Source organism: Sulfitobacter indolifex (assembly GCF_022788655.1).
Classification (GTDB): domain Bacteria; phylum Pseudomonadota; class Alphaproteobacteria; order Rhodobacterales; family Rhodobacteraceae; genus Sulfitobacter; species Sulfitobacter indolifex.
On sequence record NZ_CP084951.1, the window covers coordinates 244,541 to 259,071 of the forward strand.

Consider the following 14,531-nt stretch of genomic DNA (forward strand, 5'->3'; position numbering starts at 1 on the left):
GAGGCGCGCCGGTGGCGATTTTATTGGGCGTGGACACGGGCGGCACCTATACGGATGCGGTGCTGATCCGGGATGAGACCGAAGTAATGGCCTCGGCCAAGGCGCTGACAACGCGTCATGATTTGGCGATAGGCGTTGGCAATGCGGTGAGTGCGGTACTGACGCAGTCGGGTGTAGCGCCACAAGATATTGCTATGGCGTCTCTCTCGACCACCTTGGCGACCAATGCGCTGGTCGAAGGGCAGGGCGGGCGCGTGGCTTTGATCTATGTCGGCTTTCGCGCGCGTGATCTTGAGGCACATGGGCTGTCCGAGGCGCTGCGCGATGATCCCTGCCTGCTGCTCACCGGAGGCCATGATCACGCGGGGGCGGAGGTCGCGGCGCTGGATGAAACAGCCCTAACGGCCTTTTTAGAGACACATAAAAAAGACGTGAGCGGCTTTGCTGTGGCCAGCCAATTCGCAACCCGCAACCCCGCCCATGAGCTTCGGGTCGCGGAGCTGGTGGCGCAGATCACCGGACGTCCCGTATCTGCCTCTCATAGCTTATCGGCCAAGCTAAACGGCCCGAAACGCGCACTTACGGCGCTGTTAAACGCACGGCTGATCGGCATGATCGACCGCCTAATCGGACGGGCAGAGGCACAGTTGCGCGCCTTGGGCATCGACGCCCCGATGATGGTCGTGCGCGGCGACGGCGCGCTGATGTCGAGCGCACAGGCGCGCCAGCGCCCGATTGAGACCATTCTCAGCGGTCCTGCGGCGTCATTGGTGGGCGCACGTTGGCTCACGGGGGCTGAAACGGCGCTGGTGTCAGATATCGGCGGGACCACGACGGATATCGCATTGCTGCGAGACGGGCGCCCAGCCATTGACCCGGCAGGTGCCCAAGTCGGACCCTATCGCACGATGGTTGAGGCCGTGGCGATGCGCACCCACGGTTTGGGTGGCGACAGTGAGGTGCACTTTGTCTCAGAAGGGCTAACAGCGGGCGTCACCCTCGGGCCAAGGCGGCTGTTGCCTGTGTCCCTGCTCGCCAAAGAGGCGCCCGAAGTTGTGCTGCGTGCATTAGACGCGCAAGTCAGGCGAAACATACCCGGAGAACATGATGGCCGTTTTGTCCGGTCCGTGCCGGGGCAGGAAACCGAAGGGCTGAGCGCGCGCGAACTAGCGCTGCTAAACCGGATAGGTGATGCGACTTGGCCGTTGGGGGATGTCCTGCAGAACCGGGTTGAGCAAGGCGCTTTGGCACGGTTGGTGGCCCGGGGGCTGGTGCAGATGGCGGGCGTCACGCCATCCGATGCCAGCCATGTTGCGGGGCATTTGACGGCATGGGACGGCAGTGCAGCGCGCAAGGCGTTGGCATTGTTTGGGCGCAAACGCGGTGGGTCGGGAATGAGATTTTGCCCCGATCCCGATGCACTTGCCGCGATCATTATCGACCGGTTGACCTATCAGACCAGTTTGGCCCTCTTAGAGACTGCATTCAGCGAAGAAGACCCCGCATTCGGCCTGCCGCCAGAGACCTTAGCGCGCCATGTTTTGATGCAACGTGGTCTGTCTGGCCACCGTGGCGTGGTGCGTATCGATGCAGGTCTAAACCTACCTGTTGTCGGCTTGGGAGCCTCAGCGGCCACCTATTATCCGGCCGTTGGAAAGGTGCTGGGCACAAATATGATCTTGCCGGAACATGCGCATGTCGCAAATGCCATCGGTGCGGTGGTGGGGCGGGTGATCATGCGTGAAAGCGGCACCATCACTGTCCCGCGTGAGGGGACTTTCCGTGCGCACCTTACCGATGGACCTCAAGATTTCCCCGATGCGCAGAGTGCTTTGACTTTGTTAGAGACAGCTTTGACCGAAACTGCCCGTGCGCGCGCCCATGCAGCCGGGGCCGCACAGATTGAGTGTCAGGTGACGCGTGATATCCGCACGGCAGGTGTGGAGGGGCGGGAGGTTTTCGTTGAGGCGGAGCTTACCGTCGAAGCCTCAGGACGGCCGCGCGTGGCGGTAGGCTAACCCCCGGCGAAGCGCCGGGGGCAGCAAAATTATTCAGCCGCTTCGCGCTTGGGCAGAACCCAATCAGCACGGGGGAAGTGACAGGTATATCCGTTGGGCAGACGTTCTAGATAATCCTGATGCTCTGACTCTGCTTCCCAGAAATCACCGACCGGTTCGACTTCGGTTACCACTTTACCGGGCCACAGACCCGAAGCCTCAACGTCGGCTATGGTGTCTTCAGCGACCGCTTTTTGCTCATCATCGACATAGTAGATCGCCGAACGATAGCTCATGCCAACGTCATTGCCTTGGCGGTTCGTCGTGGTGGGGTCGTGGATCTGGAAGAAGAACTCCAGCAACTCGCGGTAGGAGGTCTTTTCGGGGTCGAAGGTGATCTCGATCGCTTCGGCATGGGTGCCGTGATTGCGGTAGGTCGCATTGGGCACGTCACCGCCTGTATAACCCACCCGGGTTGAGACGACGCCAAGACGGCGACGGATCAAATCCTGCATGCCCCAGAAACAGCCACCGGCCAGTACTGCGCGTTCGGTTGTCATGTCACATTCTCCACTTGGTTAAGGTACTCGCCATAGCCTTCGGCTTCCATGTCGTCGCGGTGGATGAAGCGTAGGGAGGCGGAGTTGATGCAATAGCGCAGCCCGCCCCGGTCCGGCGGGCCATCGGGGAAGACGTGGCCGAGGTGGCTGTCGCCGTGTTTGCTGCGCACTTCGGTTCGGACCATGCCGAGCGTGGCGTCTTGCAGCTCTTCGACATAGGCAGGCTCGATGGGCTTGGTGAAGCTCGGCCAACCACAGCCGCTCTCGTATTTGTCACCGCTGGCAAACAGTGGCTCGCCCGAGACGATGTCGACATAAATGCCCGGCTCTTTGTTGCTCAGGTATTTGCCGGTGCCGGGGCGTTCAGTGCCGCTGCGCTGCGTGACGTGGAACTCTTCGGCGCTGAGGGCGTCGATCGCGGCGGTGGTTTTCTCGTAATGGGGCATGGCGTCCTCCAGTTATGGGCTTGGCCTATTAGATGGGGTGTGGCCGCGAAATTCAAAGGGTTTGAGGCTCACACTGGCGTTACGTCTTGCGCTGGCGAGAGACTTGGACGGCAAGGATGCCGCCCGCGATGATCGCCACGCCAAGGATGTCACGGGGCCCGAGGGTTTCGCCCAGTAACAGAGCCGCAATGGCCACGCCGAAGAACGGGTTGAGGAAGTGGAAGGTCGCCGCCCGGGTGGCGCCGATGCGGTTCACGAGCCAGAACCAAACCACGGTGGCGGCAAGGCCCGGGACCAGGCAGGTATAGGCGAAGGCGAGCGTTAGGCGCAGGCTGGGGTCGATGCGCGGTGTTTCGAACAAAAGGGTCGCGATGGTTAGGGCGACGCAGCCGACGAGCATTTGCAGGCCGACGATCATGAGGAAATTCCCGCCCGATGTGGCGCCGCGCACAAGCAGGGTTGCGGCGGTGAGGGCCACCACGCCGATGGCGCAGAGGATGAGGCCAAAAAGGTCAACCTCGCCGCCGAGCCGTGCACCCATGATAATCGCCACGCCGACAACACCCGCCAGCAGCCCGGCCACCCCGAGGGGCCGGAGCTTTTCACCGAGGAAAGCCCAAGCGGCAAAACCAACGAGCAACGGCATGGTTGAGGCGATGATCGCAGCGAGGGAGGCCTCAATGGTTTGCATGGCGATGAAGTTCAGCCCGAGGTAGACCGCGTTTTGCAACACGCCAAAGATGATCGTCGCGCGCCATTGGGCGGGGGTGAGTCGCCAGCTTTGCCCCAAAGCCAGCGCGATGCCGACGCCGATGAGGCCAGAGATCAGGTAGCGCAGCGAGAGGGCCAGCAGGGGCGATGCATCCATCACGATGATCCGCGCCGAGGTGAAGGCCGAGGACCACATGACGGCAAAGGCCAGACCCATGAGAATTGCGCGTATGTCCATGAGATGCCCCCTGTACTGAACTTGCTAAGCAATGGCTGGTTTGCGGGGGAAGGACAAGATGGGTTTGGTGGGCTATCATAGAGGGCAGGAATGCCCGACCCTCAAGCAAACCACCCCGACCCGGAATCAAGCCGCAGGCGCCGGGCCATCGCCTGCCCGCCCGTCACGCCAAAGGCGTGCCGATATTATTCTGGCGCACCTTTGGTGCGACCGGGTAGGCGATTTAGTAAGGCTGGGTGGAACTTCGCGAAGTCACATCATGGCTGCACCATAAAGTGGTACGAAGCGATGTCGGATCGCCGACCCGCGGGCAGGCGATGGCCCTCGGGTCACAAATTCACAGGCTCAGAGCAATGCAGCGCGTTGGTTATGGCCGCAGCTGAGTTGGGTATCAAGTCGTAGGCGCTTTCCCTCATTTCTCTCCAACGAAAAAGGGCCGCCCAAGGGCGACCCTTTCGCAAACATTCAGCCAGTGGCTCACTCGTTTACGCTGTCCTTCAGCGCCTTCGCGATGGTCATCTTGACCACTTTGTCGGCGTCTTTCTTGAACTGCTCGCCCGTGGCGGGGTTGCGGACCATCCGCTCGGGGCGCTCACGGCAATAGATTTTGCCAACGCCCGGCAGGGTCACGGCACCGCCGGCGGACACTTCACGGGTGATCAGGTTGCAAACGGCGTCGAGCGCTGCGCCTGCGGATTTCTTGTCTGTGTCCATCTCTTCTGCCAGTGCGGCGACGAGCTGGGTCTTGGTCATCGGTTTTGCCATTTTATTCTCCTTAGACTGCCCGCTTTTTAGGGCCTCATGGCCGGAATGTAACGGTATGTTGTGGGATAACACAACGAATTGTGGCGCCCTAAACGTGAAAACATGCGATTTTCCGCTGTTTTTACCCCTACAGGAACGCGGTTTCGTCAAAGGAGCGCAATTTCCGGCTGTGGATCCGCTCGAGCGGCATCCGCCGCAGCAGTTCCATGGCGCGAATGCCGATCATCAGATGGCGCGCAACTTGGGTTTTGTAGAAGTCCGAGGCCATGCCGGGCAGTTTCAACTCTCCGTGCAGCGGTTTGTCTGACACACAAAGCAGCGTGCCATAGGGCACCCGGAAACGGTAGCCATTGGCGGCGATTGTGGCGCTTTCCATATCCAGCGCCACGGCGCGCGATTGGCTCAGCCGCTGCACAGGGCCACTCTGATCGCGCAGCTCCCAGTTGCGGTTGTCGATGGTGGCGACGGTGCCGGTACGCATGATGCGTTTCAGCTCATAGCCTTCAAGCTGCGTGACCTGCGCCACCGATTGCTCTAGCGCGATCTGAATTTCGGCCAGCGCCGGGATCGGCACCCAGACCGGCAGGTCGTCGTCGAGCACATGGTCTTCGCGCAGGTATCCATGGGCCAGAACGAAATCGCCCAACGCCTGCGTATTGCGCAGCCCGGCACAGTGACCAACCATCAGCCACGCATGAGGGCGCAGCACGGCGATGTGATCGGTCGCGGTTTTTGCGTTCGACGGGCCGACGCCGATATTTACCAGCGTGATGCCTGAACCATCGGCGCGTTTGAGGTGATAGGTCGGCATCTGCGGGGTCTTCAGCGTCTCCGCCAAAGGCGCATCGGGGTCGGTGATCTCGGCATTGCCGGTTGAGACAAAGGCGGTATAGCCGCTTTCAGGGTCGCGCAGCACCTCGCGGGCGTATTGTTCGAATTCGGTCACATAGAACTGGTAATTCGTGAACAGCACATGGGTCTGAAAGTGCTCGGGGTCCGTGGCCGTGTAATGCGCCAGCCGGGCGAGGGAGTAATCGACCCGCTGGGCGGTGAAGGGCGCGAGCGGGCGCACGTCGTCCACAGGCACATAGGTGCCGTTGACGATATCATCGTTGGTGGTGCTGAGGTCTGGCACGTCGAAAACATCGCGCAGGGTGAAATCGGCGGCCCCTTCTTGGGGCACGTTCAGCGCATTATCACCCGACATGGCGAAATGCACCGGAATCGGCGTGGTGGAGGGGCCAACGATCACCGGCTGGTCATGGTTTTCAATCAGCAGGCCGATCTGCTGGATCAGATAGTTCCGAAAGAGGTCAGGCCGGGTGATCGTCGCCGCGAACGTACCGGGCGAAGACACATGGCCGAAAGACAGCCGCGTATCGACATGGGCATAAGACGACGTACGAAACCGCAGTTCGGGATAAAAGGCGCGCACGCGGGCATCAGGGGCCGAAGTTTCCATCGCCTTGGCAAATGCGTCATGCAGAAAGGTGGTCGCTTGCTGATAAAGTTCGGTCAGCCGGTCCACTGCAGCCGTCGCATCGCGGAAGCTTTCTGGGTTCGGGGTATCTGGCGTGAGGATCGTGGTCATGTTTGCGGCTCTAACAATGGAATGATTTCAAACTTCTGCACATCGACCAGCCCAAGGTCCGAGATCCGCAGTTCAGGGATCACCACGAGGGCCAGCAGCGAGTGCTGCATATAGGCGTTGTTCAACTTGCAGCCACAGTCGACCATCGCTTGCACGAGGGCATCAGCATCGGCAGCGACCTGCGCCGCGGGGCGGTCGGACATCAGCCCGGCGATAGGCAAGGCGACAAGCGCCAGTTCTTCGCCGTCGCGGAAGATGGTGATGCCACCCCCGACCTCGCGCAGGCGGTTCGCGGCCAGCGCCATCTGCTCGGCATCGGTACCGACGACAATCATATGATGGCTGTCATGCGCCACGGTGGAGGCCATCGCCATGCGGCCTTCATAGCCAAAGCCAGAGACGAAAGCGTTGGTCACCGTACCCATCGCGCGGTGGCGCTCGACCAGCGCGATCTGGCAGACTTCGCCTGTGGCCTGCACGCGGCCTTCGGTGACCGGAAGTTCGAACTTCAGCGCACGTGTGGGCGCTTGGTTTTCGACCACGCCGATGACATTCGCGGTGACGGCATTGGCGCCTTCGGGGGCCGCGATGTCGAAATCATCGGCGGCCAGATCGCGTGCCATATTGACGGTGCTGCGTGCCATATCGGGCCAGTCGAAATGCGGGCAGTCGACGAGACATTTGCCGTCTTCTGCGACAACCGCGCCACGGGCAATGACCATCTCGACGGGCAGGGTCTTGAGGTCGGACGACAGGATCACATCGGCGCGGCGGCCCGGTGTCAGCGAACCAATCTCACGCTCTAACCCGAAATGCGTTGCGGTGTTGATCGTCGCCATTTGTAAAGCAATCAACGGATCACAATCGCAGTCAATGGCATGACGCACCACGCGGTTCATATGCCCCTCGTTCGTGATGGTGCCTGAATGGCTGTCATCCGTACACAGGATCATATTGCGCGGATCGAGCCCCTTTTCGGTGATCGAGGTGATCTGGGTTTTCACGTCATACCACGCGGACCCTAACCGGATCATCGAGCGCATCCCCTGCCGCATCCGCGCCACGGCGTCGGCCTCGCAGGTGCCCTCGTGGTCATCTGCTGGGCCACCAGCGACATAGGCGGCAAAGGCGGGGCCAAGGTCGGGAGAGGCGTAGTGGCCCCCCACCGTCTTGTTCGCGCGTTGTGTCGCCGCGATCTCGGCCAGCATCTGCGGGTCGGCGTTGCTGACGCCCGGAAAATTCATCATCTCGCCCAAACCGATAATGCCGGGCCATGCCATCGCCTCGGCCACATCCTCGGCGCTGATCTCGAAACCCGTCGTTTCCAGCCCCGGTGCCGAAGGCGCACAGGAGGGCATTTGTGTGAAGATATTGATGGGCTGCATCAGCGCTTCGTCATGCATCATCCGCACGCCGTTTAGCCCCAGCACATTTGCGATCTCATGCGGATCGGTGAAGGCCGATGTCGTGCCGTGCGGTATCACCGCGCGGGCGAATTCCGCGGGGGTAAGCATGGTCGATTCAATATGCATATGCCCATCGCAGAGACCGGGGATCATATAGCGACCGTTCGCTTCGATGATCTGGGTGCTATCACCCCGGCAATGACTGGCATCCGGCCCAACAAAGGCGATGCGTCCGGCAGCGATGGCGATGTCATGGGCGGGCAGGCATTCGCGGGTGTGCACATTAACCCAGATGCCGCCGGTGATGATCGTGTCAGCAGCGCGCCGTCCGGCGGCGACATCGACCAATTGTGTGGCCACATCGGGCCAAGAGGGGAATGTTTTATCTGTCATGGCCAAAGGTGCCATAGGGGCCGGGGAGGTTCAAGCGGGCGGGTGCCATGAAAAGGCGCAGGATGTTGCCAGAGCGCGCCGCTTGCGGCTAACTGTGGGCCAAGGCAATGACGGGACTGTCGGATGAATTTTCTCTTTGTGCATCAGAACATGCCCGGCCAGTACCGGGAGCTGGTGCAATGGTTGGCCAAAGCGGGCGGGCATCGGATCTATTTCATCACCCAACGTCAAAACGCGCCGAAACTGCCGGGGGTCGAAACCCGCGTCTACCGTCCTCATCACCGGCCCGACGCCAAAGCTTATGGCCTGTCCAGCGTTTGGGAAGAGGCCGCAGGCAGTGGATTTGGGGCCGTCGCTGCCGCGCAGCAGATCGAAAAGAAAGAAGGCTTTCGCCCCGATATTATCATCGGCCACGTTGGTTGGGGGGAGCTTAGTTTCTTCAAACAGCTTTGGCCCGACGTGCCGATCATCGGCTATTTCGAATATTACTATAATATGACCGGCGGCATGGTGGGGTTTGACCCTGCCGAGAAAATCACGGCCCATGCGCCCTATCTGAACCACGCGCGCAATCTTGTGCCGCTGGCGAATATCGAAACCGTTGATCTTGGACATTGCCCGACCTATTGGCAGCGCGACCGTTTCCCCGAAAGCTTTCACCGCAAGCTTTACGTCTGCCACGACGGTATCCGCACCGATCAACTGCTACCGGACCCGAAGGTCAGCCTGCAGTTAGGCCGCTTGGCGCACCCCGTCACGCGCGAGGATGAGATTGTGACCTATGTGGCGCGCAATTTGGAGAAGACGCGGGGCTTTCACACGATGATGCGCGCCTTGCCACGTATCCTGGCCGAGCGGCCCAAGGCGCGGGTGGTGATCGTCGGCGGCGATGACGTGTCCTACGGCAAGCAAAGCGACCATCCCGGCGGGCTGCGGGGGGAAATGTCGGCGGAATTGGGCGATAGGGTTGATTGGGAGCGGGTGCATTTTGTCGGCAAAGTGCCTTACCCCGATTTCAAGAAACTCGTCCAGATCAGCCGCTGTCACATCTACCTGACAATGCCCTTTGTTCTGTCGTGGTCGCTGCTCGAAGCCATGTCGATGCAGGCAACGATCGTGGCGTCCGATGTGGCCCCGGTCCGCGAAGCGGTGACCCATGGAGAGACCGGGCTGCTGGTGGATTTCTTTGACCCTGATGCGCTGGCTGCTCAAGTGGTTGAGGTTCTGGCCAATCCGCAGGACCACGCGCATCTTGGCCCCGCGGCCCGAGCGCATGTGGTCGAAAACTACGACTTTCTGACACGTTGCCTGCCCGAGCACCTCGCACGGATTAATGCGCTCGTGCCCGAGAGTAAGCGGCTCAGCTAAAGCTCAGTTTCAGAGGCTTCCAGCGGACCTCACAAGGCCGAAGATCGATCCAACAAGGCCGAGGATGGTGCGTGTGTCCGACAGCGGGCTTTCGGTCGCGAGCACCAGATCGCCAGATTGTATATGGAAATTCCGCGCTGAGAAAAGCCCGTCAGAGGTGGTCAGATCCAATGTGAAGACCACCCGCGTGCGGCGTGGGCCGCGCACACCGGCGCTGACCGCGCTTGCCGGATATTCGCGCAGGATCAAAATGCCCTCTGGGTCGGCGCGCTTCTCGTTCACCCCGCCGATGATCGCCAGCGCATCCAAGGCCGAAACGTCGTCGCGGTTGAAAGGAAACTGCGCTTCGCGTCCAGCTGCACCCAAAGACAAGAAATAGCGGCGATCTTTTTCAATGATAAGCTTGTCACCGCCGATCAGACGGGTGTCGAGGCTTGGGTTCTCGTAAAGTCGGTCGATTGAGGTGGTATAGATATTGGCACCACGGACCAATTTGACCTGTGGATTCTCGATGCTGCTTTGCACCCCGCCGCCTGCGGAGATTGCCGAGAGGACCGAAAAGTTATTGTCCGGCATTAGGATGTTGCCGGGGGTGTTTACGCCACCGACAAGGTCAATTGAGTTGCCACGGCCTTCGGTCATGGCCAGTTGGACCTGGGCCGAAGGGACAATCGTCTCAAGCCGTCGCTGAAGCAGTTGACGAGCTGAGTCTGGGGTCCGGCCAGACACCTGAATCTTGCCAATATAAGGCACAAAGATCGTCCCACTTTCAGAGACGCGAAGCCCTGGCAATGTGGCTACCTGCTGCGCCGGCGACGTCAGCAGCGAGTTGTCACCGCTGTCCCATACCAGTACGTCCAGTCGGTCGCCGGGGCGGATAACTTGGGCGTTTGAACCTTGGCTGGCACCGATCCAGCCATAACGCGTCTCGCCGTTACGGGGCCATTGGGCAATGCTCGGCAAGAAAGCACTGGTGACTGGATAAACAGCAATATCCGCATCTGGCGCGGCCGCCTCCTTGGTGACCTCTTTCTGGATCGCCGCGCCGCGGGGCAGATTGCTACAAGCCGCGAGCGATAGTGCCATCAGGGCCGAAAGGAAAAGCTTGCTCAGGTGCTTCATAAGGTGCGCAATCGCCTTTTGGTGTTTCGCCGGTGATCCGGGGTACCTATACCTATATGCAGCGGAAATTGGCGTGTTGCAAAGGATGTTGTACCCCCGGCCCCCATCCGAAAATCTAGTCCTGCAGGATAATGACTGAACCCATGGCGTCAATATTATCAAATGGCAGTGTGATTCCGAATGGCGCTTGGGAATTTGACGGGGTTCTGCTGCTCGGCGCGACGGGCCGGTTGGGCGGTATATTGCGCCGTCATTGGCCCGTGCCGAAAATGCTGCGCAGCCAATCGCGACAGCCCCGTCCAGAATTTAGTCAATTTGATCTGCCAGTCATTGGGGAGCGGCCCTGTGATGCTGCTGTTGCTGCCGCCCAAGGGGCGCGGGCGATCATCTGTTTGGCAGGGGTGACCCCGGCGCGGGCGGCGGGGACTGGGGCCGCAATGCGTGATAACGTTGACCTCGCCCTCGCCGGCTTGCGATTGGCGGAGGCTGCTGCTGTCCCCCGTTTTTTCGCGGTCTCATCAGCGGCGGTCTATGGCGCGGGCCAAGGCTCGCTTACCGAAGATGTGACCTGCACGCCGCTCTCAGACTACGGTCGACAAAAACTTGCCATGGAGCAGGCGGTGCTTCAAGTGCGCGCTGAAGCGGCCGTAACCGTGCTGCGGATTGGCAATGTCGCCGGGGCCGACGCGATCCTTGGCGACTGGCACCCGGACATGCAGATTGATCAGTTCCCAGATGGCTGCACGCCAAGCCGCAGCTATATTGGGCCGGTCACCTTGGCGCGCGTGTTGCATCAGCTGTGTACGGGGGGCGATCTCCCGCCAATTCTAAACATTGCGGCCCCCGGCGCGGTGCAGATGGGGGCGCTGCTTGATGCGGCGGGGTTGGACTGGCAGCCCAAACCGGCATCCATCGCCGCCATTTCGGAAGTGCGGCTTGATACGAATGCACTTGAATGCCGTTTCGATTTTGCGCCAGAAAATCAAACCCCCGTCGGGCTGGTAAGTGAATGGCAGCAGGATATGAACAAACAATGAAGACCGTTCTATGACGTGGCGCAAACGCATCTTCGATCTGTTCTTTGCGAGCCTGCTTCTAATCGTCGTTGCGCCAATCCTGTTGGGGTTGCTGGTTTGGCTCATGGTGAAAGAAGGGCGACCTTTGTTCCATGTGGCTGAGCGGATGAAAACGCCTGAGCAGAGCTTTGACCTGTGGAAGCTGCGGACGATGACCGTGGTGGAGGAAGATCAAGGCGTGTCGGGTGGAAACAAAAGCGCGCGGATTACCCCCACCGGCGCATGGCTGCGGGCGCGGCGTTTGGATGAGTTTCCGCAGATTTGGAACATCCTGCGCGGCGATCTCAGCTTTGTAGGGCCCCGTCCGCCGCTACGCGAATATGTGGAACGTTTCCCCGACATCTATGCCGAAGTCCTAAAATCCCGACCCGGTGTCACCGGGCTGGCAACGATCCGTTTTCATAAACATGAAGAGCGGCTTCTTTCGCGCTGCGAAACGCCGGAGGAGACGGATCGGGTCTATAGCCTTGTCTGCGTGCCACGCAAGGCCAAGCTTGATCTGATCTACCAACGCAACCAAAGCGCCTGTTACGACTTTGATCTGGTGTTTCAGACAGTTGGAAATTTGTTCAAGCGGGGATGACGCCATGGTAAGAATTTGCCGCGTCTTTGGCCACAAAAGTTAAATAAATGGTTTTTTCAAGGAATCCATGGCACTGTGTGCTGCATGATTAAGCAGTGAAAGATTGGTTGGCATCTATGTTGCGCACAGCTGGTGCTTTTGGTGCTTACAGCGATGCGTTGAGGGCTGCATGGACGCCAGACAATCGATGCGCGCTCAGAGCGCTGTGCGCTTGCTGAAATAGTCGCAATCAAGGGAACGGCGCATGTTGAGCATTATCAAGTCGCTGACCAAACGGCAAAAGCGCGTGATCATGCTGACGCTGGATTCCCTCCTTATTATTTTGGCAGCGATCTTTGCCCTTGTGGTGCGCGGACTGCCCGAACATTTCCTCGATACCTTGGTCAGCTATGCTCCGATTTTGCCGGCTACGCTGATTGCCGGTGTATTCGTGTCGATCCGGCTGGGTGTCTGTAGCACGCAGTTGAACGCTTATGAGACCGCGGCAGTCGGTAGTACGGCGATATTGGCGGCCATCCTGTCTGCCGTTTCACTGCTTACAGCGTCCCTATTGACGCTTGATTTTCCAATCGGCGTGCATTTCATGTTCGGGGCGATATTCTTCTCACTGGTGGTGCTTTCGCGGGTGATCTTGCTGTACGTTGTGCTGCAGATTTATCGCTTGGGTGACGCGCGCTGTCGGGTCTTGATCTACGGCGCGGGCACCACGGGCACGCAGTTGGTCTCAGCGCTGCGTGGGCATGAATTTATTGAGCCGATTGCCTTTGTCGATGACAATATCGCCCTACAGGGCCTCAACGTTTCAAAGCTTCCGGTTTATTCTCCATTGGGGATTGCTGAGCTGGTCATCGAAAAGCAAATTGACCGCGTTTTGCTGGCCGTGCCCTCGCTGAGCACCCCAAAACAGGCGCAGATTGCCCGGCGGTTGGAAAAACTGGGGCTTGAAGTGCAGACCCTTCCTTCATTTGCCCAGTTGATCGGCGAAGAGGCCTTGGTCGATAAACTTTCGCCCGTGTCACCGCGCCGCTTCTTGAACAGGGATGAAATCGCCCCCCGGATCGGTGATGGGGTGGTCAGCTATGCTGATAAGGTGGTTTTCGTCTCTGGCGCGGGCGGATCGATCGGGTCTGAACTCTGCCGTCAGGTGCTGCTCTGCCGTCCGACCAAACTGGTGCTTTTTGAGCTGAGCGAGCTGGCGCTGTATAACGCCGACATGGAGATCCGTCAGCTCGCTGAGGGCAGCGATATTGAAATCGTATCGGTTTTGGGCACCGTAACGGATACCCGACAACTGCGCAAAGTGTTGTCGCATCATAAGGTCAACGTGATCCTCCATGCGGCAGCCTATAAACATGTCCCACTGGTCGAGGCGAACCCGCTTTCGGGATTGGTGAACAATGTGCTAGGCACGCAGGCTTTGGCCGAACAGGCCGCCCGCGCGGGGGTTGAGCGCTTCATCTTTATCTCTACTGACAAGGCCGTGCGCCCGACCAATATCATGGGTGGGTCCAAGCGGCTTGCCGAACTCGTCATTCAGGATATGGCGCGGAAATATGGCGGTGAGGGCGGTGTTATCTTTTCCATGGTGCGCTTTGGCAATGTGCTGGGCTCTTCCGGGTCTGTCGTGCCACTGTTTCAAGAGCAGGTCAGCCGTGGGGGGCCATTGACTGTCACAGACCGTGGCGTGGCGCGATACTTTATGACCGTCGAAGAGGCTGTGCGTCTGGTGTTGCAGGCCGGATCGTTGGCGCAGGGGGGGGAGGTCTTTGTCTTGGACATGGGCAAACCTGTGCCCATCCTCAAGCTGGCGCGGCAGGTGATCGAAACTGCCGGATACACCGTGCGGGATGAAGACAACCCCGATGGCGATATCGAGATTGAGATCACCGGCCTGCGCCCCGGCGAGAAGATGATCGAAGAATTGACGCTGAGCGGTGTGCTTATCAGTACGGCTCATCCGAAGATTTACTCTGCCCGAGAGGATGGGTTGACCGAACTTGAGATTGCGTCGGTTCTGCGGGAGCTACGCGAGGCGCTTGTCGCCAATGACGAGGGTCTTGCCCGTCAGGTGGTCTATCGCTGGGTCGAAGGCTTCGCAGCGCCAGAGGTGCTGAGGAAATCCTCCTGACCGAGCGGCTAAATGTCACGATATTGCCGCTGTTCTAAGATGTGGCAGATCAGCATTAAGGCAGAGATTGTCACTATTGCAGGCGAAGGACGGCTCGTGGATCAGCGGACGAAAACGTTAATACGTAAGCCGCGCAATGGCCCTGTG

At 59.7% G+C, this 14,531-nt stretch carries 12 protein-coding genes; 5 read left to right on the forward strand and 7 right to left on the reverse strand.

The genetic code is table 11. The features are described 5' to 3' along the window. The first annotated feature begins 11 nt into the window (after positions 1 to 11). The gene (locus DSM14862_RS01160; protein ID WP_007118565.1) at positions 12 to 2,018 is read left to right on the forward strand and encodes a hydantoinase/oxoprolinase N-terminal domain-containing protein; all 2,007 of its coding nucleotides are present in this window, start codon (positions 12 to 14) and stop codon (positions 2,016 to 2,018) included. A 29-nt stretch (positions 2,019 to 2,047) separates the two neighbouring features. Here DSM14862_RS01160 and msrA read toward each other — a convergent pair whose 3' ends face one another. The 6 genes from msrA to ade all read right to left on the reverse strand — a co-directional run bounded on the left by msrA (position 2,048) and on the right by ade (position 8,107). Further along, positions 2,048 to 2,557 carry a peptide-methionine (S)-S-oxide reductase MsrA gene (gene msrA, locus DSM14862_RS01165; protein ID WP_007118566.1) on the reverse strand — a complete coding sequence of 170 codons (510 nt, stop codon included), beginning with the start codon at positions 2,555 to 2,557 and terminating at the stop codon, positions 2,048 to 2,050. Next, positions 2,554 to 3,003, reverse strand: a complete 450-nt coding sequence (gene msrB, locus DSM14862_RS01170) for a peptide-methionine (R)-S-oxide reductase MsrB (protein WP_007118567.1) — start codon at positions 3,001 to 3,003, stop codon at positions 2,554 to 2,556. Before msrB ends, msrA begins: the two co-directional genes overlap by 4 nt. 79 nt (positions 3,004 to 3,082) lie before the next feature. Further along, positions 3,083 to 3,952, reverse strand: coding sequence for a DMT family transporter (locus DSM14862_RS01175; protein ID WP_007118568.1), 870 nt, complete (start codon positions 3,950 to 3,952; stop codon positions 3,083 to 3,085). A 477-nt stretch (positions 3,953 to 4,429) separates the two neighbouring features. After that, complete coding sequence (locus tag DSM14862_RS01180) at positions 4,430 to 4,717, reverse strand: HU family DNA-binding protein (protein WP_007118569.1); 288 nt, start codon at positions 4,715 to 4,717, stop codon at positions 4,430 to 4,432. Between the two features lie 127 nt (positions 4,718 to 4,844). After that, a complete protein-coding gene (locus DSM14862_RS01185; RefSeq protein ID WP_007118570.1) occupies positions 4,845 to 6,308 on the reverse strand; it encodes an AMP nucleosidase in 1,464 nt (487 codons plus the stop codon). Continuing rightward, positions 6,305 to 8,107, reverse strand: coding sequence for an adenine deaminase (gene ade / locus DSM14862_RS01190; protein WP_040700797.1), 1,803 nt, complete (start codon positions 8,105 to 8,107; stop codon positions 6,305 to 6,307). Before ade ends, DSM14862_RS01185 begins: the two co-directional genes overlap by 4 nt. A gap of 123 nt (positions 8,108 to 8,230) precedes the next feature. On the opposite strand from ade, the gene DSM14862_RS01195 reads away from it, so the two are divergent. Next, on the forward strand, positions 8,231 to 9,475 hold the full coding sequence (locus DSM14862_RS01195; RefSeq protein ID WP_007118572.1) for a glycosyltransferase family 4 protein: 1,245 nt from the start codon (positions 8,231 to 8,233) through the stop codon (positions 9,473 to 9,475). Positions 9,476 to 9,484: 9 nt separating this feature from the next. On the opposite strand, the gene DSM14862_RS01200 is transcribed toward DSM14862_RS01195, so the two are convergent. Next, positions 9,485 to 10,597 carry a polysaccharide biosynthesis/export family protein gene (locus tag DSM14862_RS01200; protein ID WP_007118573.1) on the reverse strand — a complete coding sequence of 371 codons (1,113 nt, stop codon included), beginning with the start codon at positions 10,595 to 10,597 and terminating at the stop codon, positions 9,485 to 9,487. A gap of 143 nt (positions 10,598 to 10,740) precedes the next feature. Here DSM14862_RS01200 and DSM14862_RS01205 point away from each other — a divergent pair, with 143 nt between their 5' ends. The 3 genes from DSM14862_RS01205 (at position 10,741) to DSM14862_RS01215 (ending at position 14,384) form a co-directional block, all read left to right on the forward strand. Next, a complete protein-coding gene (locus tag DSM14862_RS01205) occupies positions 10,741 to 11,634 on the forward strand; it encodes an NAD-dependent epimerase/dehydratase family protein (protein WP_050770329.1) in 894 nt (297 codons plus the stop codon). A 10-nt stretch (positions 11,635 to 11,644) separates the two neighbouring features. Further along, entirely contained in the window at positions 11,645 to 12,256 is a 612-nt protein-coding gene (locus tag DSM14862_RS01210) for a sugar transferase (protein ID WP_007118575.1), read from the forward strand. A 244-nt stretch (positions 12,257 to 12,500) separates the two neighbouring features. Next, positions 12,501 to 14,384 carry a polysaccharide biosynthesis protein gene (locus tag DSM14862_RS01215; RefSeq protein ID WP_007118576.1) on the forward strand — a complete coding sequence of 628 codons (1,884 nt, stop codon included), beginning with the start codon at positions 12,501 to 12,503 and terminating at the stop codon, positions 14,382 to 14,384. Positions 14,385 to 14,531: the final 147 nt, after the last annotated feature.